This is a genomic window from Streptomyces sp. NBC_00354, assembly GCF_036106915.1.
Lineage (GTDB): Bacteria > Actinomycetota > Actinomycetes > Streptomycetales > Streptomycetaceae > Streptomyces.
This window is the reverse complement of record NZ_CP107983.1, coordinates 3,696,864-3,723,269: the sequence shown is the minus strand read 5'-3', so window position 1 is coordinate 3,723,269 and position 26,406 is coordinate 3,696,864. Positions and strand designations below refer to the sequence as shown.

30 protein-coding genes are annotated in these 26,406 nt (G+C 69.3%); 19 read left to right on the top strand and 11 right to left on the bottom strand.

All coding sequences use genetic code 11. The annotated features are described in order from the left end of the window. Positions 1–3 precede the first annotated feature (3 nt). The 4 genes from OHT74_RS16645 to OHT74_RS16630 are packed head-to-tail and all read left to right on the top strand — an operon-like array spanning position 4 to position 4,144. Positions 4–783, top strand: a complete 780-nt coding sequence (locus tag OHT74_RS16645) for a cytochrome c biogenesis CcdA family protein (RefSeq protein WP_266665007.1) — start codon at positions 4–6, stop codon at positions 781–783. Positions 784–796: 13 nt separating this feature from the next. Next, positions 797–2,524 carry a cytochrome c biogenesis protein ResB gene (gene resB / locus OHT74_RS16640; protein ID WP_328620616.1) on the top strand — a complete coding sequence of 576 codons (1,728 nt, stop codon included), beginning with the start codon at positions 797–799 and terminating at the stop codon, positions 2,522–2,524. Next, the gene (gene ccsB / locus OHT74_RS16635; RefSeq protein ID WP_266665003.1) at positions 2,521–3,615 is read left to right on the top strand and encodes a c-type cytochrome biogenesis protein CcsB; all 1,095 of its coding nucleotides are present in this window, start codon (positions 2,521–2,523) and stop codon (positions 3,613–3,615) included. Before resB ends, ccsB begins: the two co-directional genes overlap by 4 nt. Before the next feature lie 25 nt (positions 3,616–3,640). Continuing rightward, positions 3,641–4,144, top strand: a complete 504-nt coding sequence (locus tag OHT74_RS16630) for an SRPBCC domain-containing protein (protein WP_266665001.1) — start codon at positions 3,641–3,643, stop codon at positions 4,142–4,144. On the opposite strand, the gene OHT74_RS16625 is transcribed toward OHT74_RS16630, so the two are convergent. Beyond that, positions 4,120–4,644: a hypothetical protein gene (locus OHT74_RS16625; protein WP_328620615.1), complete on the bottom strand. Its 525-nt coding sequence runs from the start codon at positions 4,642–4,644 to the stop codon at positions 4,120–4,122. The two genes, OHT74_RS16630 and OHT74_RS16625, sit on opposite strands and share 25 nt — an antisense overlap. A 69-nt stretch (positions 4,645–4,713) precedes the next feature. After that, positions 4,714–5,052 (bottom strand): PLD nuclease N-terminal domain-containing protein, encoded by a 339-nt coding sequence (locus tag OHT74_RS16620; protein ID WP_266664998.1) that lies wholly within the window; start codon positions 5,050–5,052, stop codon positions 4,714–4,716. Positions 5,053–5,142: 90 nt separating this feature from the next. On the opposite strand from OHT74_RS16620, the gene OHT74_RS16615 reads away from it, so the two are divergent. The 4 genes from OHT74_RS16615 (at position 5,143) to OHT74_RS16600 (ending at position 8,287) form a co-directional block, all read left to right on the top strand. Next, positions 5,143–6,600, top strand: coding sequence for a menaquinone biosynthesis decarboxylase (locus OHT74_RS16615; protein WP_328620614.1), 1,458 nt, complete (start codon positions 5,143–5,145; stop codon positions 6,598–6,600). Further along, positions 6,597–7,073 carry a hypothetical protein gene (locus OHT74_RS16610; protein ID WP_328620613.1) on the top strand — a complete coding sequence of 159 codons (477 nt, stop codon included), beginning with the start codon at positions 6,597–6,599 and terminating at the stop codon, positions 7,071–7,073. The genes OHT74_RS16615 and OHT74_RS16610 overlap by 4 nt, the downstream gene beginning before the upstream one ends. Beyond that, complete coding sequence (mqnP, locus tag OHT74_RS16605) at positions 7,070–7,993, top strand: menaquinone biosynthesis prenyltransferase MqnP (protein ID WP_328620612.1); 924 nt, start codon at positions 7,070–7,072, stop codon at positions 7,991–7,993. The genes OHT74_RS16610 and mqnP overlap by 4 nt, the downstream gene beginning before the upstream one ends. A gap of 78 nt (positions 7,994–8,071) precedes the next feature. Then, positions 8,072–8,287 carry a hypothetical protein gene (locus OHT74_RS16600; RefSeq protein ID WP_328620611.1) on the top strand — a complete coding sequence of 72 codons (216 nt, stop codon included), beginning with the start codon at positions 8,072–8,074 and terminating at the stop codon, positions 8,285–8,287. Between the two features lie 3 nt (positions 8,288–8,290). On the opposite strand, the gene OHT74_RS16595 is transcribed toward OHT74_RS16600, so the two are convergent. Then, positions 8,291–8,884, bottom strand: coding sequence for a rhomboid family intramembrane serine protease (locus tag OHT74_RS16595; RefSeq protein WP_328620610.1), 594 nt, complete (start codon positions 8,882–8,884; stop codon positions 8,291–8,293). A gap of 89 nt (positions 8,885–8,973) precedes the next feature. Here OHT74_RS16595 and OHT74_RS16590 point away from each other — a divergent pair, with 89 nt between their 5' ends. Then, positions 8,974–9,693 (top strand): UbiX family flavin prenyltransferase, encoded by a 720-nt coding sequence (locus OHT74_RS16590; RefSeq protein ID WP_266664989.1) that lies wholly within the window; start codon positions 8,974–8,976, stop codon positions 9,691–9,693. A 15-nt stretch (positions 9,694–9,708) separates the two neighbouring features. Here OHT74_RS16590 and OHT74_RS16585 read toward each other — a convergent pair whose 3' ends face one another. Next, positions 9,709–9,843, bottom strand: a complete 135-nt coding sequence (locus OHT74_RS16585; protein WP_266626677.1) for a hypothetical protein — start codon at positions 9,841–9,843, stop codon at positions 9,709–9,711. Between the two features lie 138 nt (positions 9,844–9,981). Here OHT74_RS16585 and OHT74_RS16580 point away from each other — a divergent pair, with 138 nt between their 5' ends. The 5 genes from OHT74_RS16580 (at position 9,982) to OHT74_RS16560 (ending at position 14,347) form a co-directional block, all read left to right on the top strand. Continuing rightward, positions 9,982–10,437, top strand: coding sequence for an Lrp/AsnC family transcriptional regulator (locus OHT74_RS16580; protein WP_030302184.1), 456 nt, complete (start codon positions 9,982–9,984; stop codon positions 10,435–10,437). Positions 10,438–10,503: 66 nt separating this feature from the next. Continuing rightward, complete coding sequence (gene mqnE / locus OHT74_RS16575; protein ID WP_266672815.1) at positions 10,504–11,667, top strand: aminofutalosine synthase MqnE; 1,164 nt, start codon at positions 10,504–10,506, stop codon at positions 11,665–11,667. 106 nt (positions 11,668–11,773) lie between these two features. Continuing rightward, positions 11,774–12,298: a GNAT family N-acetyltransferase gene (locus tag OHT74_RS16570; protein WP_328620609.1), complete on the top strand. Its 525-nt coding sequence runs from the start codon at positions 11,774–11,776 to the stop codon at positions 12,296–12,298. Positions 12,299–12,414: 116 nt separating this feature from the next. Next, complete coding sequence (locus tag OHT74_RS16565; RefSeq protein WP_266664984.1) at positions 12,415–12,720, top strand: DUF4229 domain-containing protein; 306 nt, start codon at positions 12,415–12,417, stop codon at positions 12,718–12,720. A 319-nt stretch (positions 12,721–13,039) separates the two neighbouring features. Beyond that, the gene (locus tag OHT74_RS16560; RefSeq protein ID WP_266664982.1) at positions 13,040–14,347 is read left to right on the top strand and encodes a dicarboxylate/amino acid:cation symporter; all 1,308 of its coding nucleotides are present in this window, start codon (positions 13,040–13,042) and stop codon (positions 14,345–14,347) included. 56 nt (positions 14,348–14,403) lie between these two features. Here OHT74_RS16560 and OHT74_RS16555 read toward each other — a convergent pair whose 3' ends face one another. The 4 genes from OHT74_RS16555 to OHT74_RS16540 form a co-directional block, all read right to left on the bottom strand. Beyond that, positions 14,404–14,727 (bottom strand): hypothetical protein, encoded by a 324-nt coding sequence (locus tag OHT74_RS16555; protein ID WP_266996442.1) that lies wholly within the window; start codon positions 14,725–14,727, stop codon positions 14,404–14,406. Continuing rightward, positions 14,724–16,124 (bottom strand): hypothetical protein, encoded by a 1,401-nt coding sequence (locus OHT74_RS16550; protein ID WP_266996443.1) that lies wholly within the window; start codon positions 16,122–16,124, stop codon positions 14,724–14,726. Before OHT74_RS16550 ends, OHT74_RS16555 begins: the two co-directional genes overlap by 4 nt. Further along, the gene (locus tag OHT74_RS16545; RefSeq protein WP_266996444.1) at positions 16,121–16,564 is read right to left on the bottom strand and encodes a hypothetical protein; all 444 of its coding nucleotides are present in this window, start codon (positions 16,562–16,564) and stop codon (positions 16,121–16,123) included. The genes OHT74_RS16550 and OHT74_RS16545 overlap by 4 nt, the downstream gene beginning before the upstream one ends. Before the next feature lie 149 nt (positions 16,565–16,713). Continuing rightward, a complete protein-coding gene (locus OHT74_RS16540) occupies positions 16,714–17,511 on the bottom strand; it encodes a VOC family protein (RefSeq protein ID WP_328623331.1) in 798 nt (265 codons plus the stop codon). Positions 17,512–17,664: 153 nt separating this feature from the next. Between OHT74_RS16540 and OHT74_RS16535 the strand changes: the two genes are divergently transcribed. Further along, positions 17,665–18,351 carry a hypothetical protein gene (locus tag OHT74_RS16535; RefSeq protein WP_328620608.1) on the top strand — a complete coding sequence of 229 codons (687 nt, stop codon included), beginning with the start codon at positions 17,665–17,667 and terminating at the stop codon, positions 18,349–18,351. 9 nt (positions 18,352–18,360) lie between these two features. Here OHT74_RS16535 and OHT74_RS16530 read toward each other — a convergent pair whose 3' ends face one another. Together OHT74_RS16530 and OHT74_RS16525 are read right to left on the bottom strand one after the other, a co-directional pair. Next, on the bottom strand, positions 18,361–18,606 hold the full coding sequence (locus OHT74_RS16530; RefSeq protein WP_328620607.1) for a DUF397 domain-containing protein: 246 nt from the start codon (positions 18,604–18,606) through the stop codon (positions 18,361–18,363). Beyond that, a complete protein-coding gene (locus OHT74_RS16525) occupies positions 18,603–19,463 on the bottom strand; it encodes a helix-turn-helix domain-containing protein (RefSeq protein WP_328620606.1) in 861 nt (286 codons plus the stop codon). Before OHT74_RS16525 ends, OHT74_RS16530 begins: the two co-directional genes overlap by 4 nt. 156 nt (positions 19,464–19,619) lie before the next feature. On the opposite strand from OHT74_RS16525, the gene OHT74_RS16520 reads away from it, so the two are divergent. From OHT74_RS16520 to OHT74_RS16505, 4 genes are all read left to right on the top strand, one after another. Beyond that, a complete protein-coding gene (locus tag OHT74_RS16520; RefSeq protein ID WP_328620605.1) occupies positions 19,620–20,027 on the top strand; it encodes an ATP-binding protein in 408 nt (135 codons plus the stop codon). A 325-nt stretch (positions 20,028–20,352) separates the two neighbouring features. Continuing rightward, a complete protein-coding gene (locus OHT74_RS16515) occupies positions 20,353–21,216 on the top strand; it encodes a helix-turn-helix domain-containing protein (protein WP_328620604.1) in 864 nt (287 codons plus the stop codon). Between the two features lie 1,148 nt (positions 21,217–22,364). Continuing rightward, positions 22,365–22,991 (top strand): lasso peptide biosynthesis B2 protein, encoded by a 627-nt coding sequence (locus OHT74_RS16510; RefSeq protein ID WP_328620603.1) that lies wholly within the window; start codon positions 22,365–22,367, stop codon positions 22,989–22,991. A gap of 79 nt (positions 22,992–23,070) precedes the next feature. After that, complete coding sequence (locus OHT74_RS16505) at positions 23,071–24,810, top strand: asparagine synthase-related protein (protein WP_328620602.1); 1,740 nt, start codon at positions 23,071–23,073, stop codon at positions 24,808–24,810. On the opposite strand, the gene OHT74_RS16500 is transcribed toward OHT74_RS16505, so the two are convergent. Next, positions 24,794–26,005 (bottom strand): hypothetical protein, encoded by a 1,212-nt coding sequence (locus tag OHT74_RS16500; RefSeq protein WP_328620601.1) that lies wholly within the window; start codon positions 26,003–26,005, stop codon positions 24,794–24,796. The two genes, OHT74_RS16505 and OHT74_RS16500, sit on opposite strands and share 17 nt — an antisense overlap. Positions 26,006–26,406 lie beyond the last annotated feature (401 nt).

Genomic DNA, 26,406 nt, shown 5'->3' with positions numbered 1-26,406 from the left:
CTCGTGGTCTCCGAGCTCCTCACCCTGGCCGCCGAGCCGACCGGCGTGAACACGACGGTCCTCGACGGGGCCCTGATGCTGGCGCTGCCCATCTCGGTCCTCGCCGGACTCGTCTCGTTCTTCTCGCCCTGCGTGCTGCCGCTGGTCCCCGGCTACCTCTCGTACGTCACCGGCATCGGCGGGGCCGACCTCGCCGAGGCGCGGCGCGGCCGGATGCTGGCCGGCGCGAGCCTGTTCATCGCCGGCTTCACGGCCGTGTTCGTCTCCACCGGCGCGCTCTTCGGGTACTTCGGCGGCACGCTCCAGGCGAACAGGGAGATCATTTCCCGGATCCTCGGCGGTCTGGTGATCGTCCTCGGCCTCTTCTTCATGGGCCTGATCCCGGGCCTGACGATGCGGGAGTTCCGCTTCCACAAGAAGCCGGCCGCGGGCCTGATCGGCGCGCCGCTGCTCGGAGTCCTGTTCGGTGTCGGCTGGACCCCCTGCATGGGCCCGACCCTCGCCGCGGTCAGCACGCTCTCCCTCGACCAGGCGAGCGCCGGCCGGGGCGCGCTGCTGACCGTCGCCTACTGTCTGGGCCTGGGCCTGCCCTTCGTCCTCGCCGCGATCGCCTTCCGCAAGGCGCTCGGTGCTTTCGGCTGGGTGAAGCAGCACTATGCATGGGTGATGCGGATCGGCGGCGGCATGCTGGTCCTGACCGGGCTGCTGCTCGTCACAGGTTTGTGGGCCAGCATCGTCGACGACATGCGGATTTGGACCCAAGGCTTCACGGTGGGGATCTGAGGACTACATACACATGAGTACGACAGACAAGGCGTCCACCGAGGCGCCGAACCCGTCCGAGGAAGCCGCGGATTCCGCCGAGGCCCGCGAGAACGCGGCCGAGGAAGCCGCTGGCGCGCAGCTGTCCACCGCCCCCGCGGAGGACACCGGCGGCCCCGTCGGCATCGGCGTGATCGGCTGGATCCGCTGGTTCTGGCGCCAGCTCACCTCCATGCGGGTGGCGCTGATCCTCCTCTTCCTGCTCTCCCTGGGCTCCATCCCGGGCTCGCTCGTCCCGCAGAACCAGGTCGACGCGATGAAGGTGGCCCAGTGGAAGAAGGACCACTCCTTCTGGGTCCCGCTCGCCGAGAAGCTCCAGCTCTTCGACGTGTACAGCTCGGTGTGGTTCTCCGCGATCTACCTGCTGCTGTTCATCTCGCTGATCGGCTGCATCGTCCCGCGCAGCTGGCAGTTCGTCGGCCAGCTCACCGGCCGCCCGCCCGGCGCCCCCAAGCGGCTGGACCGGCTGCCCGCGTACGCGACGTGGCGTACGGAGAAGGCCCCCGACGAGGTGCTCGCACACGCGAAGTCGGTCCTCGGCGGGCGGCGTTTTCGCACCGAGGCCGCAGCGGCCTCCGTCGCCGCCGAGAAGGGCTACCTCCGCGAGGCCGGGAACCTGGTCTTCCACATCGCCCTGATCGTGATGCTGGTCGCGTTCGCCTGGGGCCAGCTGTTCAAGTCCGAGGGCGGCAAGCTCGTGCTGCGCGGCAAGGGCTTCGCGAACACGCTGACCCAGTACGACGACTTCAAGTACGGCAGCTTCTTCAGCCCCGACGACCTGGCGCCCTTCTCCTTCACGCTCGACAAATTCGACGCCACGTACGAGGAGAGCGGCCCGCAGAAGGGCACCGCGCGCGACTTCAAGGCGTACGTCACCTTCAGCGACGGCGCGGACGGCGCACCGCAGAAGCGCGAGATCCAGGTCAACAAGCCCATGGAGGTCGACGGCTCCAAGGTCTACCTGCTCGGCCACGGCTACGCGCCGATCGTCTCGGTGACCGACCCGACCGGCAAGGTGGTCTTCAAGGACGCCGTGCCGATGCTGCCCTTCGACGCGAACCTCAGCTCCTCCGGCGCCGTGAAGGTCCCGGACGGCTACAGCGACAAGGACGGCAAGAAGGAGCAGCTCGGCTTCAACGCCATGTTCGTGCCGACCTTCGCCGGTGAGGGCAAGGGCACGATGCTCTCCCAGTTCCCGGACCTGAAGTTCCCCGTCCTCGCGCTGAGCGCCTACCACGGCAGCCTGGGCGTGGACGCGGGCCTGCCGCAGAACGTGTACCAGCTGAACACCTCCAAGATGCAGGAGTTCAAGGACGCCGACGGGCAGCTGTTCAAGAAGCGGCTGCTGCCCGGCGAGGCGATGGAGCTGCCGAACGGCGCGGGCACCGTGAAGTTCGAGGGCGTCGAGCGCTGGGCCACCTTCTCGATCACCCGGCAGCCGGGCAGCGGCCTCGCCCTCTCGGGCGCGATCGCCGCGATCGGCGGCCTGGCCGCGTCGCTGTTCATCCAGCGCCGCCGGGTCTGGGTGCGCGCGGTGGCCGGCAAGGACGGCGTGACCGTCGTCGAGATGGCGGGCCTCGGCCGCAGCGAGTCGGCCAAGCTCCCGGAGGAGCTGGGACAGCTCGCCGCCGCCCTCCACCAGCAGGCGCCCACGGCGCCCGACCAACCTGTCAAGGAAACTGTTGAAGGGGAGCGCGGATGACGCCGCTCGCAGCCGAAGTCAACGAGAATTTGGCTCAGATCAGTAACTACCTGGTCTATTCGTCGATGGCGGTCTACATGCTCGCCTTCTTCGCCCACATCGCCGAGTGGACCTTCGGCAGCCGCAGCAAGGTGGGCCGTACGGCCGCCGCGCTGACCGCCACCAAGGCCGCCGAGGCCGGGGCCGCCGACGCTCCCGCCGTCCAGGTGCGCGGCAAGGGGGGCACGGCCGTCCTCGACAAGCCGAAGGTCGTCACGCGCTCCGCCGCCGGCGCCCGCGACGTCCCGGACGGCCCCGGCGCGGCCGGCGGCACCGAGAACGGCGACCTGTACGGCCGGATCGCGGTCTCGCTGACCGCGCTCGGCTTCCTCATCGAGGCGGGCGGCGTGGTCACCCGCGCGATGTCCGTGCAGCGGGCCCCCTGGGGCAACATGTACGAGTTCTCGGTGACCTTCTCCGCCGTCGCCGTCGGCGCCTACCTGCTGCTCCTGGCGCTGAAGAAGAACGTCCGCTGGCTCGGCCTGATCCTGGTCACCACCGTCCTGCTGGACCTCGGCATCGCCACCACCTGGCTCTACACCGACAGCGACCAGCTGGTCCCGGCCCTGCACTCGTACTGGCTGTGGATCCACGTCTCCACCGCGATCTTCTGCGGCGCGGTCTTCTACATCGGCGCGGCCGGCGCGGTGCTCTACCTCTTCCGCGACTCCTACGAGAGCCACCTGGAGCAGGGCCGCACGCCGGGCCGCTTCCGCTCCTCGGTGCTGGAGCGGCTGCCCTCGGCCGCCTCGCTCGACAAGTTCTCGTACCGGATCAACGCGGCCGTGTTCCCGCTGTGGACCTTCACCATCGTCGCGGGCGCGATCTGGGCGGGCGACGCCTGGGGCCGCTACTGGGGCTGGGACCCCAAGGAGGTCTGGTCCTTCGTGACCTGGGTGGCGTACGCCTGCTACCTGCACGCCCGCGCCACCGCAGGCTGGAAGGGCCGCAAGGCCGCGTACCTCGCGCTCTTCGCCTTCGCCTGCTGGATCTGGAACTACTACGGCGTGAACATCCTGCTCAGCGGCAAGCACTCGTACGCAGGCGTCTGACCCGCGGGAGTGGGACGCTGGTGGCATGGCACCTGTGAGTCATGCCACCAGTGAGAGCCGCGGCGGGAACCGCTGGCTGCTGCGCTTCGAGGTCCACGTGCCGAGTGCGTACGAGACCGTGTGGCCCGCCCTGACCACACCGGACGGGCTGCGCGGCTGGCTGGCCGCGGCGGACGTCCTGGAGCGCAGGCTCGGCGGGGTCGTCACGCTGCACTGGCTGAACGGCGGGACGACGGTCTCGGGCCACGTCACGGCCTGGGACGTCGAGCGGGTCGTGGAGTACACGGTGAGCGAGCACGGCCGCATCCGCTTCCACCTGGAGGCGGTGGGGACGGACTCGACCGTGATCCGCTTCCTGAACGAGCGGGCCGGCTCCGACGAGGACCGCCTCGACTCCCTCGCCGGCTGGCACCACCACTTCGAGCTGCTGGAATCCGCACTGCAAGGCCATCCGGCGGACTGGTCCCGGTGGACCGACGCCCGCTGGGCGGAGCTGCGCGCGTCCTACGCGTCCTTCTCCAGGACGTAGGCGCTGCGCGCGCCGGGATCGCCGAGGAAGAAGTACAGCTCGAGGGTCTGCCGGTGGTCGCGGCGCAGCTCGAACGTCCACTTGTACCGTGCGGGCGCGGCCTGCCGGTCCGGTGCGCCGCCCCTGGCCCCGGCGAAGGCGGGGGCGGGCAGGTGGAGGCGGACGTGCTGGCCGTAGTTCCAGCCGGCGGGCTCCCGGCTGATCAGCTTCCAGGTTCCGGAGCCGGAGAGCCGCCAGCCGTGGTCGTAGTCCCGCTCCTGCCCGTCGAGGAGGGTGACGGTGGCGCTCCCGTCGCCCCGGAAGACGACCTCGGTGCCCCCGACGCAGCGCCAGGTGCCGACGATCTCGTCGCTGCGCGCGTCGTAGACGGCCGGGACGGCGTGGTGGGTGTGCGGATTGCCGCCGGCCATGGCGAGCAGGGCGGCGACGGCGACCCCGTACGCGAGCAGATTGCGCAGGATCGTGTCGACGACCCGCGGCCCTCCGCAGTTCTCCGGCATCCGCCCATTGTTGCAGTCGCCTTGAACGTGTTCAATTGTGCGCTGCGCCACACGGAGGCGCCGCGGCGCTCAGTCCTTGTCGGTGTCCCGGTTCGTGTCCCGGTTCGTGTCACGGTCCTCGTCCCGGTCCTTGTTCTTGTCGCGCTCCTCGCCGAGCGACCGCAGGAACTCCGGGTTGTCGTCGGGCGCGACCCACTGCGTCCGGCGCGCCCGGCCGCCGCCGACCGCGGACCGCTGCCTGCCCGCGAACAGCCACACCACCGGCCCGACGATCGAGAAGAGCAGGATGATGATCACCCAGACCACCTTGGGGAGGTGCTTGACCTCCTCCTCGGGGGTGTTCAGGCAGTCGATGAAGGCGTAGATGGTCAGCGCGATGATCAGCAGGAACGGCAGATAGCGCAGCACGGTGTGGGACCGACTCCCCAGCAGTGACGGGGGACCCGCCTCGGGCCCCGGTGACGCTCCCAGGTTAGTCGGTGACGGATACTGGCCCCTATGGCTTACGACGATCTCCGCTCGCTGCTCCGGGCTCTGGAGCGGGAGGGCGACCTCAAGCGCATCAAGGCCGAAGTCGACCCGTACCTCGAGGTCGGGGAGATCGTCGACAGAGTGAACAAGGCGGGAGGTCCCGCCCTCCTCTTCGAGAACGTCAAGGGCTCGGCGATGCCGCTGGCCATGAACGTCTTCGGGACCGACCGCCGCCTCCTGAAGGCCCTCGGCCTCACGTCGTACGGCGAGATCAGCGAGAAGATCGGCGGCCTGCTCAAGCCGGAGCTGCCGCAGGGCTTCATCGGGGTCCGCGAGGCGTTCGGCAAGCTCGGCTCGATGGTGCACGTGCCGCCGAAGAAGGTGAAGGGCGACGCCGCCCCCGTCCAGGAGGTCGTCCTCACCGGCGACGACGTCGACCTGGACCAGCTCCCGGCGCTCTTCACCTGGCCCAAGGACGGCGGGTCCTTCTTCAACCTCGGCCTCACCCACACCAAGCACCCCGAGACGGGCGTGCGCAACCTCGGCCTCTACCGCCTCCAGCGCCACGACAAGCGCACCATCGGCATGCACTGGCAGATCCACAAGGACAGCCGCAACCACTACGCGGTCGCCGCCAAGCGCGGCGAGCGGCTGCCGGTCGCGATCGCCTTCGGCTGCCCGCCGGCCGTGACGTACGCGTCGACCGCGCCGCTGCCCGGCGACATCGACGAGTACCTCTTCGCCGGGTTCGTCGCGGGCAAGCGGATCGAGATGGTCGACTGCAAGACCGTCCCGCTCCAGGTCCCGGCCAACGCCGAAGTCGTCATCGAGGGCTGGCTGGAGCCCGGGGAGATGCTGCCGGAGGGCCCCTTCGGCGACCACACCGGTTTCTACACCCCGCAGGAGCCGTTCCCCGCGCTGAAGATCGACTGCGTGACGATGCGCAAGCGCCCGCTGCTCCAGTCGATCGTGGTCGGCCGGCCGCCGACGGAGGACGGCCCGCTGGGCCGCGCCACGGAGCGCTTCTTCCTCCCGCTCCTGAAGATCATCGTGCCGGACATCGTGGACTACCACCTGCCCGAGTCGGGCGGCTTCCACAACTGCGCGATCGTCTCGATCGACAAGAAGTACCCGAAGCACGCCCAGAAGGTCATGCACGCCATCTGGGGCGCGCACATGATGTCGCTGACCAAGCTGATCATCGTGGTGGACGCCGACTGCGACGTCCACGACCTGCACGAGGTGTCCTGGCGGGCGCTCGGCAACACGGACTACTCCCGCGACCTCACGGTGGTGGAGGGCCCGGTCGACCACCTCGACCACGCCTCGTACCAGCAGTTCTGGGGCGGCAAGGCGGGCATCGACGCCACGAAGAAGCTCCCCGAGGAGGGCTACACCCGCGACGGCGGCTGGCCCGACATGGTGGAGTCCGACCCGGCGACGGCGGCCCTGGTGGACCGCCGCTGGAAGGAGTACGGCCTGTGAGCCCCATCGTTGTGGGAGGTCCCGAGCTCTTCCTCGGCGCCGGCGACGTCTACGTGGCACTGCTGCGCCCGAAGATCGACCCGGCGGACCCGGGCGTCCGGCTGGCCGCCGAGCAGGCGGGCGTCACACCCGAGGAGTTCGCCGGACCCGGTGACGTCTGGGCGTTGATGTACGAGGACGGTGCCGGCCACGGCGAGTTCGAGCTCCCCGGCGCGCGGGACACCGAGGCGGACGGCTTCGCGGAGCAGCTCCAGGGCGCCTTGGCGTCGGGCGAGCCGTTCGCGGTCGAGGCCGGCGACTTCCTGAGCCTCGAAGCCCGCCCGACGGGCGGCGACTGGGTGGTCACCGCCCGGGTCACCCCGCCCGAGGACGAGGAGGACGGCGCCGCCGCCCCCCACACCCTGGAGCTCGGCGCGCTCCCGGCGGCGGAACTGCTGGCCGACCTCGAAGAGTTCCGGAGAGCCCTCGCATGATGACGACCGCCGACGGGGTGATCGGGCCGGGCCCGGCACCGCAGCCGACCGGCAAGGTGAAGGCGTTCCTGCGGCTCGTGATGATCGAGCACTCGGTCTTCGCGCTGCCGTTCGCCTACATCGCGGCGCTGACGGCGATGTTCCGGCTCGACCGGACCATGCACTGGGCCGAACTGCTGCTCGTCACCGTCTGCATGGTGGGGCTGCGGACCTTCGCGATGGCCGCGAACCGGATCATCGACCGGGAGATCGACGCGCGCAATCCGCGTACCGCCGGGCGCGAGCTCGTCACGGGGGCCGTGTCCGTACGGTCGGCCTGGACCGGGGCCGGGATCGCGCTGGCCGTGTTCCTCGGGTCGGCGGCGCTGCTGAACCCGCTGTGCCTGGCGCTGGCGCCGGTCGCGGTGATCCCGATGGTGGTGTACCCGTACGGCAAGCGGTTCACGAACTTCCCGCACGCCATCCTGGGCCTGGCCCAGGCGATGGGGCCGGTCGGGGCGTGGCTGGCGATCACCGGCGAGTGGTCCTGGGACGCGGTGATCCTGGGCCTTGCGGTGGGCGTGTGGATCGGCGGTTTCGACCTGATCTTCGCCTGCCAGGACGTGGCCGCGGACCGCGCTGACGGCGTCAAGTCCATCCCGGCGCGGTTCGGTGTCCCGGCGGCCCTGTGGGGCGCGCGCGGCGCGCACGTCGTGACGACGGCCCTGCTGGCGTGGTACGCCGTGGCAACCGATGCCGGCCCGCTGTTCTGGTTCGGCCTGCTGATCGTGGTCGGGGCCTTCCTCTACGAGCACACGATCGTGAAGCCGCACGACCTGTCCCGCCTGAACCGTGCCTTCTTCACGGTGAACGGCTTCATCGGCATGGCGCTCTTCGTCTGCGCCCTGGCCGACCTGGTGGCCCGGGGTCTGACCCTGTAACTCGATGGTGTGGCCGCCGCGGGAACTCGTCGTTCGGAGTCCGCCCCCGTGAGTAGCGTGCGGCCCAGCATCGAGTGCATGGACAGGGAGGCCGACGTGACCGTCTCGGACAGCGACCGCCTGCACTCACAGCTCAGCCGGTTCGAGGACATGTTCCCCGGGTACCGGATGGAGAACGTCGAGGGCGCCATCGTGGTGAGTCCGCTCAAGCCGCACCTCGTCGAGACGGGCATCGGAAAGATCTCCGTGGACACCTCGGCCTTGCCGGTGGACCCGGGCACGACCGCCCCGTAGGCCCTACCCCCGGGCGGTCCGACGGCCGAACAGGAAAGCCGCGGTGACGCCCGTCAGCAGGCCGAAGAGGTGGCCCTGCCAGCTGACCGTGGTGTTCGTCGGCAGGATGCCGGTCAGGATCCCCGTCCCCCAGTACGCGGCGATGGCAACGCCGACCAGTACCCCCAGCGCCCGCCGCTCCACGAACCCGCGGACCAGCAGATAGCCGAAGAGGCCGAAGACCAGCCCCGAGGCCCCGGCCGTGACGGTGTTCGACGCGGAAACCAGCCACACCCCGAGCCCGTCCACGAGCACGACCACCGCGCACAGCACGAGGAACCGTCGAATCCCGCTCAACGCGGCGACGAACCCGAGCACGAGCAGCGGCACGCTGTTGGACGCCACATGGTCGAAGCCGAAGTGGAGGAACGGCGAAAGGGGAATCCCGGTCAGTCCGTCGGCGGTGCGCGGGATGATCCCGTACGCGTCCAGCGCGTGCCCGGTGGCCAGGTCCACCACCTCGATCAGCCACAGCAGGGCCACCCAGCCCAGCATCAGCTTCCCGGCGGCCTTGGCCCGTTCGGCCTGGCTCCACTCTTCGAGGCGCATCTCGGCCATGTCCTGATCCCCCTGCCCGCCGACCACCCGTCGACGCTCAGGTCACCTTACTCAGCGTCGTTTTGCAGTGGCCGGATAGTCTCGGAGCTATGACTGACGGCAAGCGCACCCCGTGGGTGGTCGGGGTTTCCGGGGCGTCCGGGACGCCGTACGCGGCCGCGGTGATCCGCGGACTGCTGGCGGCGGGGGAGAGCGTGGACCTGGTGGTCAGCCGGGCCTCGCGGCTGACCCTGCTGGACGAGACCGGGATCGCCTTCCGCGACGCGCACTGGCGCGACGATCTCGGCGCCTGGCTCGAGCACGGGGCGGACGGCAAGCCCGCGACCTTCGCCCGGCCGGAACTGGACGACGTCCGCTACTGGGGCGCCGGCGACCTGGCCGCCGGGCCGAGTTCGGGCTCGTACCCCGTGAAGGGGATGCTGATCGTGCCGGCGTCCACGGCCTGTGTGGCGGGGGTGGCGCTCGGACTGTCGAAGGACCTGCTCCAGCGCGTCGCGAGCGTGACGCTCAAGGAGCGGCGCCGGCTGGTGGTCGCGGTGCGGGAGACCCCGCTGAACGGGCAGACGCTGCGGCATCTGGTGGCGCTGGACGAGGCGGGCGCAGTGGTGCTGCCCGCCTCTCCGGCGTTCTATGCGGGTGCGACGCACATCCAGGACCTGGTGGATTTCGTCGCGGGGCGGGTGCTTGATGCGGCAGGGGTGCCGCACAAGCTGTACCGCCGGTGGGAGGGGGAGCTCGGTGGTGGGGGTACCTCCCAGCGGAGCTGGGGGACGTCCCGATCCCGGGAGGCAAGCGGTGGTGAGAAGTGACCGGCCGGGAAGTGGCTAGCGCTTCTTCGCCGTGCTCGGCTTGCGGGTCCGGTCGACGCGGTGCGCGGCGGCGGGCTGGTCGGTGCGGGATCGGTTGGCCAGCTCCTGGAGCTGTCGCATGTGCGCGTAGGCCATCTCGATCGTGTACACGGTGAACCACTCCTGATGTCGTCAGATCAGCGAGATCATCGCCGATCTGTTGAAAGATTCACAGGGTGTTTACCCTGTGCGCCTTTGATTCTATACGTAAACTTGCGGGATCGCCGAATAATGGAAGGCTCCAGGTATATGGACGCGGTGGATAGGCAGCTCATCCAGGCACTCCGGGAGAACGGACGTGCCTCGTACGCGGAGCTGGGCCGGCTCGTGGGCCTCTCCGGCCCCAGCGTCACCGACCGGATCAACCGGCTCGAGTCGGCCGGCGTGATCACCGGCTACCGCGCGACCGTCGACGCGGCCTCGCTCGGCCTCGGCGTCACGGCGTTGATCGGCATCTCCCTCTCCGACGCCGCGGACCACGAGGACGTGGCCCGCCGGCTGCGCGACCTGGCGGAGATCGAGGACTGCTGGTTCATCGCCGGCGACGACTCGTACATGCTCAAGGTGCGGGCCGGCGACGTGGACGGGCTGGAGCGGATCATCCGCAAGCTCTCCAGCACCAAGGGTGTCTCCCGCACCCGTACCACCATCGTGCTCTCCACCAAGTGGGAGAACCGGGTCGGGGACCTGCCCGAGGAGCGCTAAGAGTACGGTGGGTGGCGGTTTGCAGGCAGGACGGGACGCGTAGAGGAGACGACCGGGATGACCGGAATGGACGCTGGGCTCAAGCGCGAGCTGGAGGAGAAGGTCCGCTCCGGCGAGCGGCTGACCCGTGAGGACGGCATCGCCCTCTACGAGTCCGACGACCTGGCCTGGCTGGGCGGCCTCGCCCACGAGGTGCGCATGCGCAAGAACGGCGACGTCGTCCACTTCAACGTCAACCGCCACCTCAACATGACGAACGTGTGCACCGCGTCGTGCGCCTACTGCTCGTTCCAGCGCAAGCCGGGCGAGAAGGACGCGTACACGATGCGCATCGAGGAGGCCGTGCGCCTGGCCAAGGCCATGGAGAACGAGAACCTCACCGAGCTGCACATCGTCAACGGCCTGCACCCGAGCCTGCCGTGGCGGTACTACCCGCGCTCGCTCTCCGCGCTGAAGGAGGCGCTGCCGAACGTCTCGCTGAAGGCGTTCACGGCGACCGAGATCCACCACTTCGAGACGATCTCCGGGATGTCGGCCTCCGACATCCTGGACGAGCTGATCGAGGCCGGTCTGGAGTCACTGACCGGCGGCGGCGCGGAGATCTTCGACTGGGAGGTCCGCCAGCACATCGTCGACCACCGCACCCACTGGGAGGACTGGTCGCGCATCCACCGGCTCGCGCACTCCAAGGGCCTCAAGACCCCGTCGACCATGCTCTACGGGCACATCGAGGAGCCGCGCCACCGCGTGGACCACGTGCTGCGGCTGCGCGAGCTCCAGGACGAGACCGGCGGCTTCCAGGTCTTCATCCCGCTGCGCTACCAGCACGACTTCGTGGACATGCAGGACGGCAAGGTCCGCAACAAGCTCCAGGCGCGGACGACGATGGCGACGGGCGCGGAGGCGCTGAAGACCTTCGCCGTCTCGCGACTGCTGTTCGACAACGTGCCGCACGTCAAGGTGTTCTGGGTGATGCACGGCGTGCAGACCGCCCAGCTGGCGCTGCAGCACGGCGCGGACGACATGGACGGCTCGGTCGTCGAGTACAAGATCACGCACGACGCGGACAACTACGGCACGCCGAACAAGCTCGGCCGTGACGATCTGCTCGAGCTGATCCGCGAGGCGGGCTTCCGCCCGGTCGAGCGGAACACGCGCTACGAGATCATCCGCGAGTACCCCGGCCCGGACGCGGCCCTGCGCGAGACCCCGCAGGCGATGCGCGTCTGAGGCGCTCCGTTGCTCGAACGGCCCCGGTCCCACGAGGACCGGGGCCTTTCGCGTGTCGGCGCGCTCTTTCGTTGCCGAGGCGACTGGTAATAGATAATCTGCCAGCATGGCCCTTACTTTCACGGTCGACCCGGTCGTCGACCCCGCGCTGCGCGACGGCGTCGCCGAACTCTGGACCGAGGTCTCCAATGCCGGCGGCGCGGTCGGATTCGTGCCGCCCGTCACCGCCGAGGACATCCGGCCCGAGCTGGTCAAGCACCTCGTTGCGATGGCCGAGGGGCGCCACCGGCTGGTCGTCGGCCGTGATGCGCACGGGCGGGTGCTGGCCGCCGCCGTCCTCGCGTTCAACGCGCACCGGTTGCAGACGCACTGGGTCTGGGCCTACACCGTCATGGTCAGCCCCGGCCTCCAGGGGCAGGGCGCCGGCCGGGCGCTGATGGAGGCCGTCGCCGACGCCGCGCGCTCGTTCGACGGCATCGAGGCGATCCGGCTCGGCTGCCGCGGCGGTATGGGCCTGGAGCACTTCTACGCGGCCTGCGGCTACAAGGAGGTCGGCCGCGTCCCGGACGCCATCCGGGTGGCCCCGGGCGACGACCGCGACGACATCACGATGCTGCTGCCGCTGCACTGACCCCCGGAGGGTTTGTCCGTGGCTGCGTCGTGCTTCACTGGACGGGCACGTGCTGGACGGGCACGCGACGACGTACCCGACGTACCCGACGTACCGACGAGAGAGAAGGGGTCACCGTGTCCCTCAAGCCGAGCGCAACGATCCGCTACACCGCGATGCGCCTGGGCATCTTCGTCGGATGCCTCGTCGTGGTCGCCGTCCTGGTCAACGTGGGCTGGGTGCCCGCAGGCCTCGGCGACGCCAACCCCGCCTGGGTCGTACTGCTCGCCCTCGTGATCTCCGCGCCGCTGTCCTTCGTACTCCTGCGCAAGCAGCGCGACGAGATGTCCACGCAGATCTCCGGACGCGTCGCGGGCGCGAAGGAGCGGCTCGCCGCGAACCGCTCCCAGGAGGACGCGGCCGACGACGCCGCCCGCGCGTAAGTTCCCGCACGCGCGTTAGCTGCGTCACAGCCCAAAGCACACCGAACCGCCCCAGTACCGGGAACTTCCCTGCGTGCTGGGGCGGTTCGGCGTTTTCGGGGTACCCCTGTCTCAAAGTGCACCTTTGAGATCCTCAAAGGGAAAGTGTTAGCGTGTTAAACATGTTGACCACAGTTGCGCATGAAATGACCACGGGTGTCCTGCTCGTGGCGCGCCTGCACGTCGACCTCTGCCGCCGCGTGTCCGCGGCCTGTTGTGGCTGTCGCTGAGTCCACGCCGTTCTTCCTTCCCCACTTTCTTTGCGCATCACCCCCGGAGTGTGTCCGTGTCCGCGACCCCTCAGGCCCCCGCCAAGGCCTCTTTCAAGTTCCCCTTCTGGGCCCAGATCGTCACCGGCCTCGTGCTCGGTGTCCTGTTCGGCTGGCTCGCCCGCAGCCAGGACGTCAGCTGGCTCGCCAAGACCCTCGAGCAGATCGGCGACATCTTCGTCCAGCTGCTGAAGCTGGCCGTGGCCCCCCTCGTCTTCTTCGCGATCCTGGTGTCCATCACCAACCTGCGGAAGGTGAACAACGCCGCCCGCCTCGCCTCGCGCACCCTGCTCTGGTTCATGATCACCTCGCTGATCGCGGTCGGCATCGGCCTCGCGATCGGCCTGCTGACCAACCCGGGCGCCGGCACCGGCCTCACCCCGCAGGACGGCAAGCTCCCCAAGCGCACCGGCTCCTGGCTCGACTTCCTGACCGGCATCGTCCCGAAGGACGTCATCACGCCGTTCACCGAGCTGAACGTGCTTCAGATCGTCTTCCTGGCCGCCGTTGCCGGTATCGCCGCCCTCCAGCTCGGCAACAAGGCGCAGCCGCTCCTGAACGTCGCCGAATCGGTCCTGGAGCTGCTCCAGAAGGCCCTGTGGTGGGTCATCCGCCTCGCCCCGATCGGCACCGTCGGCCTGATCGGCACCGCGATCGCCTCGTACGGCTGGGAACTCATCGGCAAGTACGCGACCTTCACCGCCGACGTGTACGTCGGCTCGGCGCTCGTGATGTTCGGCGTCTACCCGCTGCTCCTCGCGACGGTCGCCAAGGTCAACCCGATCCAGTTCTTCAAGGGCGCCTGGCCCGCGATCCAGCTGGCCTTCGTCTCCCGCTCCTCGGTCGGCACCATGCCGGTCACCCAGAAGGTCACCGAGCGCCTCGGCGTCCCGAAGGAGTACGCCTCCTTCGCCGTCCCGTTCGGCGCCACCACGAAGATGGACGGCTGCGCCGCGATCTACCCGGCGCTCGCCGCGATCTTCATCGCGCAGATCTTCGACGTCCAGCTGACGATCACCGACTACCTGCTGATCGCCTTCGTCTCGGTCGTCGGCTCGGCCGCCACGGCCGGCCTGACGGGCGCCACGGTCATGCTGACGCTGACCCTCTCCACCCTGGGCCTGCCCCTGGAGGGCGTCGGCCTGCTGATGGCGATCGACCCGATCCTGGACATGATGAGGACGGCAACGAACGTCGCCGGCCAGGCCCTGGTCCCGGTCGTGGTCGCGGCCCGCGAGGGAATCCTGGACAAGAAGGCCTACGAGGCCGCCTCGTCCTCCCCGCTGGACGAGCCCACCGCGGTCCCCGTCCCCGCCTGACCCGTCCCCACCGCCCCGCAGCCCCCGCCCCCGTCCGGGCGGGGGCTGCGGTGCGTTCACAGGGCTGTCGCGGCGAAGTAGGCGAGCGTGGCGAGGACCAGCGGGACGGCGTACCACCAGCGGTTCATCGTCCGGCGGTAGACCGGGAGGAGGGAGAGGAGCAGGCCGGCGAAGCTGATGCACAGGGCTACGGCGCCCATCGCGTGGGCGTCGTCGCGCGTGCGCTGGTCCCCGGGCGCAATCGGGTCGGCGACCAGCAGGAGGACGCAGATGTACACCGCGGGCAGGTAGATGAGGGCGAGGGGGACCCCCAGCACCCACTGGAGGCAGCCCCGGTCTTCGGGCAGGTCGATGCTCTCGCGCCCGCTCCCGTACGTCATTGCATGGCCTTCTTCACGTTGCCGAGGTTGCTGCGGAAATCATCGCCGTAGTCCTGGGCCTTCTTCGACTCCCAGTACGGGCCGCCGTTGTAGCGGGCGGCGATCTCCTGCATCTGGGCCTCGGTCAGCTGGTCGGCCGGGACGTTCGCGTAGCCGGTCTCCTCCTTGATCTGCGCAAGGAAGCCCGCGGCTATGAAGGCGTTCTGCTTCGGGTCCTGGAGCGCGGACTTCACCACGTTGCGCTGCTGGTCCGTGAGGTTCTCCGGGTCGTAGCCGAGCACCTCCGCGCCGCGCCGCAGCTGGACCGCGATCGGGCCGAAGGAGGTCTCGTCCGGCTTGCCACCCGCCCGGTCCGGCAGGTTCTCGGCCGTGACCGGGCTCAGCCCCCACGGGGCGTCCGCCGCCTGGCGGAAGAAGTCCACGCCGTCGTCGAAGATCCCCGGCTGTCCGCCGACCTCCTTCCAGGCGATGCCGGCGACCATCTCCTCCGGCAGCCCCGCCCGCTGCGCGGCCGCCCGCAGGATCTCCTTGTTGTTGCGGATCCACTCCGCCCGCCCCTCGTCCGACTGCGGCGGGTCCCAGTAGTTGTCGTCCGCCTCCGGCAGCCCCGCCACCCGCATCCGGATGTCGCGCAGCTCGGGGGAGACCGGCTCGTTCCCGAACGGGCCGGTCATCTCCTTCTTCGGACCGCTGCCCGGCAGGTGCGTCAGGGGGTTGGTACGGGCCTCCGCCGCCTCGCGGCGGATGTCGGCCATCGCCGCGTAGACGTCGACCCCGCCGCCACCGCCGGCACCGCTCTTCACCTTGAACTCCGGCAGCAGCTCGTACGCCTGCTTCAGCGCGTGCACGCACACGCTGCGCGCCTCCTGCTCGGCCGTCTTGGCCTGGTGGAAGCTGCCGCCCGCGTCGTCGTGGAGCCGGTTCGCCTCGTCGCGGATGTCGTCCACGTCCATGGTCAGCTCGGCGAAGAAGTCCATGACGCCGGTCGTCGCCCGCATGTCCTCCCACTGGCGCATCGGCTCCGCCTCCTGCGCGGTGCGCGTGATCGCCGTGCCCTTCGTGGCGATGAGCGCCGCGAGCTTGCGCTCGGTGCGCTTGCCGTTCGAGTAGTGCGACTTGGCGGTGGTCAGGGCCGCCGCGTACGCGTGCAGGGCGCTCGCCGCCTTGTCGTACCCCTCGGCCATGTGGAGCACGAGCTGCCGGGCCTCCGACAGGCGGTCGGTGTACGTGTGGCTGCCGTCGCTCTGCCACTGCGTACCGGTCTCGGCGCGCCGGGCGGGCTCCTCGGCCTGCACCAGCAGATCGCGCAGCCGCTTGAACTCGGCGGCGTTGCGCTCCACCAGCGCCGGGTTGCACTCCTCCAGGAACTCGACGTCCTTGCGGTGACTCAGGCTCACTTGGACTCCGGCTTCACGTACTGGCCCCCGTCGAGGAGGTTGCCCAGGAAGTTGCGGGCCGTCCCGTCGTCCACCTGGGCGAAGCTGGTGCCGGTGGTCTTGAGTTTGGTGGCCAGGGCAGCGAACAGGTTGATCGTGTCCTTGAACTGGTCGTCGGCGAAGCGGGCGAAGCGCAGGGCCTCCGCCGAGACGTCCGCGTGGGCCCGCGGGGCGCGGGCCATGGTGCTCGCGTCGCCGTCGGGCCGGCCCTCGTGGAGGAGCGCGGCGATCTCGATCAGCAGGTTGGCGTTGCCGTTGATGGACTGCGCCCCGGCCACGAGGCTCCCGGCCGGGCTGCCCGGGGCGCCCGCCTCGGCGGGCACGTGGTTGAGGCGCATGGCGGGCGACTGCTGCGCGAGTACGGCGGCCTTGTGCTGAGCCCATTCCGCGTCGAACGACATGTGTCCCCTGAGTAGTTGATAACCGGACATGACCAGATTCGACTGATCATGTTCATGAGGGACGCGGAAGGGGGAGTGCATGGTTCCACGCAGTGGAAGTGACGGCCCGTTGCCCCGGCCGTGACGGCTGGGGCAACGGCCGCCCCTGCTCAGGCGGGCTGCTCCGGCGCCGTGGCGGTGATCACCGCGAAGGTGCCGCCCTGGGGGTCGGCGAGGACCGCCATCCGGCCGGCCGCCATGTCGAACGCCGGGGCCATGACGCTCCCGCCGGCCCGGAACGCGGCCGCCTGGATGCTGTCTACGTCGTCGACGTGGAAGTAGGGCTGCCAGTGTGGCGGGACCCCGGCCGGCAGCGCGGAGAGGTCCATCATCCCGCCGACCGCGCGGCTGCCGACCTTGAACTCCGTGTACCCCTCGGCGCCCGGCATCTGCGACGGGACCGTGGTGAGTGGCAGTACGGCCGCGTAGAACGCGGCGGCGGCGTCGGTGTCCCCGGTGTTCAGCTCGTTCCAGATCAGCGCGCCGTGCTCGTTGACGATGCCCGCGCCGGGGAAGGTCCCGTACTGCCAGAGGCCGACCGCGGCGCCGGTCGGGTCGGTGATGACGGCCATCCGCCCGAGGTCCATGACGTCCATCCGGGGCATCATCACCGCGCCACCCGCGCCGGTGACCGCCTTGAGGGTGGCGTCGACGTCGTCGGTGGCCAGGTACGTGGTCCAGACGGTCGGCGGCATCGGGTCCGGCACGGTCCCGTCCGGGTTGGAAGCGCGCATGATCCCGGCGACCGGCTTGCCCTTGAGGGTGCAGACGGAGTAGCCGCCGGTCTCCGCCGGGCCGACCTCCCCCTGCCAGCCGAACAGGTCGCGGTAGAAGTCGAGGGCGGCCTGCTGGTCGGGGACCATCAGGTCGATCCAGCAGGGGGTGCCGGCCTGGTAGGGGCCGTTCATTTCGGGCACGGATGCCTCCGGGGCTGCCGATGGGGGATGGACGGCCCGGTCCCTACCCGGCCCCCACCGGCCGAATCGGGCCGTACGGCTGAATGTGCGAGGGCTCCCCTATAGTCGGTCGCTGCTGATCAACTGACTGTGTACGGGGGCCTGATGACGGTACGAGAGATACGCGCTGCGGCGCAGGTGATCGGGCGGCGCAACGCGCTGCGCTACCTCGCGATCGGGGTCGGCGCCACGCTGGTCGCGGCGTGCGGCGGCAAGGACAAGACCCCGGCGGCTGGGGGCACGGCCGCATCGCCCTCCGCTCCGACCGCGGGACAGGCCTCTGCCTCTGCCTCGGGACCGGCCGGTGGCGGGGCCGCATCCTCCGCAGCCCCGACACCGGCGTCGACCGCCTCCAGCGTGGTGACCAGGGCCTTCGACGCCTTCATCAAGGGCGACTGGAACCTGGAGTCGACCACGCCGAACGGCGAGACGGTGAAGGGGAAGGCCACCGTGAACGCGGACGGCGGCGGGAACTCCGGCTGGACCATCACCTGGACCAGCGGCCCCGAGCCGGTCACCTGGCACGGAGGCTGGCTGCACCGCGGCGGCCACCTGGTCCTCGACGTGTACGAGGCCCCCAAGGGCGTGAGCAGGCTGACCGGCGGCCAAGCCCTGACCGTGCCCAAGGAGGTCGGGGACAACGTCTCGCTCACCTTCCCCTGGCAGCCCCCGGGCCACAAGGACACGAGCGACGGCCAGGTGCTGAAGGTGACGTACAAGAACAACGTGCTGCGGATCGTCCACAGCGAGAGCGGGCACAGCGAGTCGGTGCACGTCTGCACCCGCGCCTGAGGGTCGTCGTCAGATGCCGGACGCGTGGGCCACGAACCCGGCCCACGCGTCGGGCCCGACGGTCAGGTGGGCACGCTGGATGTCCTTGGAGTCCCGGACCAGGACGGCGCCGGGGGCTGCGGCCACCTCGACGCAGTCGTTACCGTTACTGCTGTCGCTGTAGCTGCTCTTGAACCAGGCGACCTCGACACAGTCGTTGCCGTCGCTGCTGCTGTAGCTGCTCTTGAACCAGTCCAGCTCGGGGTGGTGGATCATGTTTCTCCCAGCAGTTCCTCGATGAAGGCCCTCGACTCTCGGGGCGTGAGCGCCTGAGCTCGGATGATGCCATAGCGCAGCTCGAGGATCTGGAGCTGCTTGCGATCGGAGACCGGGCGACCGTAGAACACTCCGTCCGCTCGGCCCACCGCAGAACCGTCGGCGAACTTCAGCAGCTGGATCAGCCCTTCCATTCCGGCATGGTCATCGCGGTTGGTCGGCATCACCTGGAACTCGATGTTCGGCAACTGGATGACCTCCAAGAGGTGTTCGAGTTGTCGGCGCAGCACCATTGTGCCTCCGATGGGGCGGCGGAGCGTGACCTCTTCTTGGACGAAACTGACGGCCGGGCCAGGGGACCGCTGGAAGATCGACTGCCGCGACATCCGGCCGGACACCATCCGCTCCAGCTCGTCCGACGTGTAGGCGGGACGCAAGGTCCGGAGCAGCGCTCGCGCGTACTCCTCGGTCTGCAACAAGCCATGGATGTTGTGGTTCTGGTACGCGCCGATCTCTACCGCCTTGCCCTCCTTCTTCTTCAAGTCGCGGATCTTCTTCGGGTAGCGGACTTGCTCCAGGTCCGCCTTCATCGCGGAGATCTTGCCGCCTGCATTCAGTACCTCGTCCGCCCTGTCCAGGTACTCGGGGCGGGGGATCCGCTTGCCCGCCTCGACCTTGCGAACAAGGTCCTCCCCGTACTGGATGGCCACCCCGAACTCGGCGGCCCGCATGCCGGCCGACTCACGCCAGGCCTTGAGCTGGCGGGCCAGCGCGGCGAGCACCGCCACGCCCTGTTCGTCCTCCGGGTCTACGTCCCAGCCGGGTTCTTCCGTACCGTCACTGTTGTCCACGCTCATTGCGCGCCCACTTCCGACGAGCCGATGTCCTCAGCGCCCCGTACCCGTCGCGTCGGTCCGGACAGCCGCGACAGCACTGGACAAGCACCGGACAAACGCGGGACGTACAGGCGATGTCGGTTCCCACGGTACGCACCGACGGCCACGCTGAGTGACGTGATTCCTCAACTCGTCGACTTTCACGTCCAGCTGTCCGCGACCCCGCGCGGGGCTCGACTCGGGCGCGTGCTCGCCATCGAACAACTCCGCTCCTGGGGGCTGCCCTTGGAGGTTCCCGGGCAGATCATCGCGGAGCTCTCCGCCAACGCGATCACCCACGGCCGGGTTCCCGGACGGGACTTCAAACTCGCGCTCACCGTCACCCCCGAAACGCTGCTGATCGAGGTGACGGACACCAGGGGTGACCGCATCCCGGAGATCCGCGATACGGGCCGGGGTCTGGTCCTGGTCGAAGCGCTCGCGGACCGTTGGGGCGTAAGGGAAGGGCCGGCTCCGTGCAAGGTGGTGTGGGCGGAGGTCTCGCTCGCCGCCGTGTCCTGGGGTGCCGCGATCCGGCGTGCTTAGACGCATAAAGACCTAAAGAACCGGGGGAAAGAACCAACCAACCCAACCCCACCGGCCCTCGTCGCTCGGTCGGGTGAACTGTGCCAACTGGGCTGGATTTGGAGCCGGTTGCCGGGCATATGCTCGCCCCGACAACAGCAGACATGAGACGGCCCCCGGCGGGACTGCAATCCCGGTCGAGGGCCTGACCAAGCAGGAAGACACAACCTTCCCCATGGCTCTTGAGCACCCTAGCGCGCCTTCGCGCGCCTCGTCCCGAGTACGTGCCGGGACCCCCCGATCCGGTGTCATCCACGTCAACACGTGGCACGCCAGTCACTACACCGTGATCGGCAACCACCTGCTCCAGCACCGCGAGCTGTCGGCGACGGCGATCGGTGTCGCGGCGTACATCCAGTCGCTCCCTGACGGCGCCCCGGTCGGCATCAAGGCTCTCACCGAGCGGTTCACGGAGGGGGAGGCCCGGATCGGCTCCGCCCTGCGGGAGCTGGAGCGCCACGGCTACCTGGAACGCCGAACCGAGCGACTCCCCACCGGCCGGGTGGCAACCCGCACGTACTCGTACAACAAGCCGGCGACCACCTCGGGCGGGCCGCCTCCTCCGCCGGACCGGGAGCCCGTACCGGACCCGGAGCCAGACCCGGACCCGGACGCGGACCCGGACCCGGACCGGGACCGGGACCGGGACCGGGACCGGGAGCCGGTGCCGACACCGGAGGCCGACCCCTCACCGGGGCTGGGGCCGGGGCCGGGGTCCGGGCCGGAGCCGGAGCGGGGGCCTTCGCCCGCGCCGGAGCCGGATCCTGCGCCCGAACCACGGCAACTGCACCCCGGCGCGGCCGATCTGCTCGCCGGCCTTCGCCGCTACGACCCGCGCCTGCTCCTGGCGGAGCGGGACGTGCAGCGCCTCGCACCCGGCGTATCGACCTGGCTGGACCGAGGTGCGGACCCGGAGGCGGTCGGGCTGGCCCTGACCGCGAACCTCCCCGAGCCGATGCGCAGCCCCGCCTCCGTACTGGCCTACCGCCTCACGGCGCTGCTCCCGCCCCGCCTGCCACAAGCCCCGGCGGCGAGGCCGGCCAGACGGCCGGACCCCTTCCAGACCTGCGACGGCTGCGAACGCGCCTTCCGTGCCCCGCACCCAGGCCGCTGCCGCGACTGCCCGCCCGAGGCGTGCCAGGCTGCTTGAGTCGGGCCGACTTGCCGTGCCCGGCGTGGAGTTCGGGTGAATGTCGGCGCTCGCTGATACGTTCGAATCGCAACGCCAGATCGGGTTCGACTCACGGGGAGAGATCTGAATGAACATTGCGAAGCGGATAGGTGCGGCCGCTGCCGCCGCCCTCACCATCGTCGGGGGCACGGTCGCCTTCGCGTCCTCGGCCAGTGCGGCGGCTCGTGGCAGTGCCGCCACTGGACCGAGGGCACGGCCTGCGCCCGGACGGTCTCCAACGGCTATGACGTCCAGTGGTACAAGCAGCCGGAGGCCGGCGGCGCCCACCACGTCGACTTCAGCCTGGAGTGCACGAACGGGTACACCTACGGCGACCCGGGGTCCTTCTGGATCGACTCGTACCAGACCCGCAGCTACGTCTTCCCGGTCGGCGTCCGCGGCTCGTGCCGCGCCGTGGTCACCGACTACACCTCGGGCAAGACCTTCTACTCGGGCTACGCGACCAAGCTCGGCTAGTCCGCGCAGCAGGCCCGCAGTTCCCTTCGCCGCCCGCGATCCGCGGGCGGCGAAGGGGTTTTCGGCCGGTCAGACGGCCGGATCCGTTCCAGACCTGCGACGGCTGCGACCGCGCCTTCCGGTCCCGGTACGAGCCGCTGCCGCGACTGCCCGCCACCGCCCCAAGCGCGCGCGGCTGCCTGAGCCGGGCCCTCTCCGGGGTTGTCGTGCTGCGCCGTCCGGCCGCTCCGGCGGGATGTCGCCACGGTTGCGGCCTCGGGGCGTGGTCGGCTGGCCGGCGTCCCCACTGATCGACATCGAAAGGTGGACCGGGTGATGTCGTGATCAACCTGCCTGCGCCAAGGTGAATCCTGCTGGTCAGACCGCCGCGAGAGCTGCTTCGCGGTGTGCGCAGCCCGGTTGCGGGGCATTCGGCGCAGAGTAGCCTGGACTTGATCGACACTGCCCGATATCGGAGGTAGACGATGTTTGTCCGAAGGCTGTGGCGCCGTAAACCGCATCGGCTTTTTCTTCTCGGCAACGGCCGTTTGATCCGAGGCTTCAGTGGGGGTCTCTACGACGGCCACGGATATCAGTCCTGATACAGCCCACCGTGTCGAACTCGGCCTGCCGCAGAGTCCGTGCGGCAGACCGAGTTTGGAGTATGCGCGGTGGTGGAAGAGACCGACACCCTGGTGGCCATTACGCGGGTTCTGTCACCGCATTGCCGTGTCACCAGGACGTCCAGCGGTGCCCTGATCGCCGACTGGAGGCGGCGGACCCGTTTTCTCGGCATGACGACGACGGACGTTCAGAAATTCGTTGAGGGAAGCTCCGAGGAACGCGCCGAACTCGTCACGGATCTCATCCGTGCCGGGTGCGCGACGGATCACCGGAAGGCGTACTCGGACGTCGAGGTCGGGCTCTGGCTGCGCGGAGTGCACCTGTCGATCCGGACCATGGGATTCGGGCGCGTGCTTCGACTCCTCTCCTTGGCGGCCCCGGTGTACGCACGTGCGGACGCCCCTTCAGTGGAGGAGGTGGCGCGGCTGAAACGAGCAGTGCGATCACACAGTCACAGAAGCTGGTTCGTGAACGACGACTGCAAGACCGAGGCCGTGACGGCCTTCGTCCTTCTGCGGCGGTGCGGCTTGAACGCCGTGCTTCACGTCGGTGTGCGCGAGTACCCGTTCGCCTTGCATGCCTGGAGCTCTTCGGCGGGCGTGTGCATCCCTGATGCCGATCCGCGGGGGCACGCGTACGCGCCGGTTCTCTCGATCAGTTGCGGCGGGCAGTGACGTGCAAGCACTCCGCCTTGATTGGGCCGAGGGTGCACCGAGGCTCCGGGCGGCCGAGGCCATGGCTCGGCAGGGACTCGTGACCACGGTCTCCTCACGGGTCGGCACTGCGGTGGTCGTCGGCTGGGTCGGCTCGGTCCGTGACCGTGTGGCGGGCGCGCGCGGGCTCCTGGACGACGTCGGCCGACCGGGCGCCACACCACGTCTGCCGATCGGCGACTATGCGGCTGTCCTGGTGTGCCGCGACCGCATTGTGCTGATGCGTGACGACCATGCGCGCATTCCCCTGTTCTTCAGGGAGTCCGGCGGGCGCGTGAGCGCGGTGAGTACGTCGGCGCGCTGTCTGGGCGACTTCGAAGCGCTGGAACGCAGCTACTTCTGCCGGTTCCTGACGGGGAACATGGCGCAACCGCACTCGGAACTCACCCCGTTCTCCGGTGTGCACCGGATCCTCGGCGGCGAGGTGGTGGAGCTTTCGATCACCGGGCAGATGCGCGGTCGGGTGCGCAGACGCGTCGGTGAGGCCCACGACCTGCGGAAATCGACAGGAGACGGGCTCCGTCTCAGCGGGGCCGCGAAGGACCTGCGCCTCGTACTGGAGAAGGCCGTCGGGCGCCGAGTGGGCAGAAGGACGGCATGCCACGTCTCCGGCGGCACCGACTCCACCAGCATCGCGTTGCTCGCAGCCCGCCTGCTGGGCGCGGGACAGGGCCGTCGTGGGGATCTCGTCCTGCTCGCCGGGCGCTTCGACGGAGGAGAGCTGGCCGGGGAGCAGCCGTACCTGGACGAGGCAATGAAGGAGATCTGCCGTCATGCACCGGCAGCCCGCCCGGTGATTGCGGATGTCGGCGACGTGGCTGACTTCGACGACTTCGAACACCACGCGGGAGACGCGGACGAGCCCCATGCGCACGCCTTTCGCGCCCCGTTCTGGAGCAGGCTCCACGGCAAGGCGGCGGAACTCGGCTGCGACACTCTCATGACCGGTTGCGGGGCCGATCCGATCGCGGACGCCAACCCTCTTCACCTCCACAGACTGGCCCGCACAGGGCAGCTCCGGCAGATGACGAAGCAGGCACGCGGCTGGGCCGCAGGCACCGAGCGCGGCGTGCGTGACGTCGTCTACGACCACGTCGTGCGGCCGGCCCTTCCACTGGCAGCCGAACGGATCGCTGCGCTCGACCGCCGCGGGACCGTGCTGGGTGGCCTCGGCCGCTTCGGCCGCCCCCGCTGGCTGCGATACGGATTCGCGCGGGCCCACGGCTACCGTGAGGCGAGCATCGCGGAGAGCCGCTTCGTGTTCGGACGCAGGCCGGAAGAGTCGTTCTTCGAAGCGGCCAACTACCTTGCCGCTCCCGACCCGCTGTCCTGGCAGCGAGCACGGCAGGACGGATTCTTCCTCTCGCACCCCTTTCTCGACCGCGAGGTCATCGCCACGGTGTGCCACTTCCCTGCTGAAGCCACGTTCCATCCGGGCCGTCCGAAGGCGGTTCTGCGCGAGGCCATGGCAGATCTGCTCCCCTCCCGGATCCGCGGCCGAACGGTCAAGATCCCCTTCGACCAGCTCTACGCCCGCGGCTTGCGGGCACACGGCGACGAACTCATCGACCTCTGTCGCTCCGCGAGGCATCCGCTGGTCGCGGAGATGTTCGACATCGAGGTGCTGTGCCGGGCAGTGAGGGAGGCACAGCTCGGCGTGGGGAACGCGGAATCCTGGGATCGGATGAACAGCTCCCTTGCCCTCGTGGCGTGGCTGGAGGGATTGCGCCCGCGCTCCCGCGCGCTCGGTGCGGCAACGGCGGTCATCGATGGCTCTTGATGTCCCACAGCGATCGCTGGATCGGGCCCGTCACGGGATCGACGAGGCCGTACCGGTTCGTCACCTTGCGGTTTTCCGCGTCGGACTGGATACGATCTTCCTCGCCTCGTCGTGTGATTGATGAGAGGACGAGTGCGCCCTGCGTGCCGAACTTCCAATAGATGGAGACGAAACGGGGGTCCATCGTATGTTCGTTGATCGAATTATTTTCGTGCACCCTGCCGCTGTAGATGAGGGAGTCGAAAGCCTTCTGTTTCTTCACCCACTGGGGCACTTTGGCGCCACTCCAGGAATAATCGTCCAATCGGATCGCATCCAGGTTGAGCCGGTCCTTGCGTGCGAGGCTCGCGCTGGCGTAAAAGGCCACTTGGTCGTACGGCGTATCGATGGGTAGCTGCACAACCGTTCGAATGGCGAACGAGTCACTTGCCTCGATCCAGCCTCCAGGGATCATCCATGGCTGCGCCGCCAGCAACTCGCCGGTCTGGTGGGTCTCCCTGCGGGAGAGTGGGTTTTTCTCCAGGGCGTCAATCCACCGCTTGGCATCGTCCCGCCATTGCTGCCGGAGCCGGTCATGTGTGCTCACCGGCACCTTTTGCCCCATGGCGTGGAACTCGGCGCCCATGACGTAGAAACCCACATCGCTGTCGTTTTCGAGCGTGATGTCGACCGGCACGGCGAACGATTTTCCGTCCATGCTCAATTCATGCTTCCCCACGGCCAGCTTGATGACTGGCCTGGCCCCGTGCTGGTATGGCTGATAGAGGTTTTGGTAGCCAAAGTTGGCGATCGCGAATGCGGTGGAGGCGATGACCGCCATGGCCAGCCGCTTCGGAGCGGGGATCTTGACCGGTGTCCGCCACACCGCGAAGACGGCCCATGCGGAACCTGCAGTGAGAAGGCTCGACACCGCCATGTAGTACGGGGAGTCGCCGTTCGCCACCTCAAGCAGGACCATGAGATTGCTCAACGCTGCCGCGACCGTGCCGGCCAGCGCGACGATTCCGGAGTGGGGGAAGCTGCCGCCCCGGAACCAGTAGTCCACGACCGCGGCGCTGCCCAGCAGTGCGGTGGCCGAGGCTGCGAGGAGGCCGGCGCCGGTGATGCGGCCCATGAAGGTCAGGGCCTCGCTGAGGTCTTCGATACCGAACCGACCCAGGTAGGCCGCCGTCAGGAGGAGGACCAGCAGGATCAATACCGGGGTCGTCCGTGACCGTTGGGTTCTCATCGGTACCCGTCGCGCCCGCAGGCGCGAGGCAGATCCGGACTTGGGTGGAGTCCTCACGTGATCAGCTCCTGAGACTGCAGGCCATACGGGGTGATCCGGATGCGCCGATGACGACCGCGACCGGCACGGTGTCGCCTTCCCGCACCGTTCCGGGCGGTCCAGCGCTGCGCCGAGGGGCTCGAGCACCATCGTCCGTGCCGATCCGTGGGATCACCATCCGGATGCCTCTGGACGGCCCAACCGGAAGCGTCCGTGCCGGGTGGTCCCCAGGGGTCGTGCCACAGCCGGTGGGCGGACCGGTGGTGCGGGTGGTGTGGAGGAGTCGCGTGGGTTCGGGCTTGCCTGGTCGGAGGGGTGGTCAGCGGCGT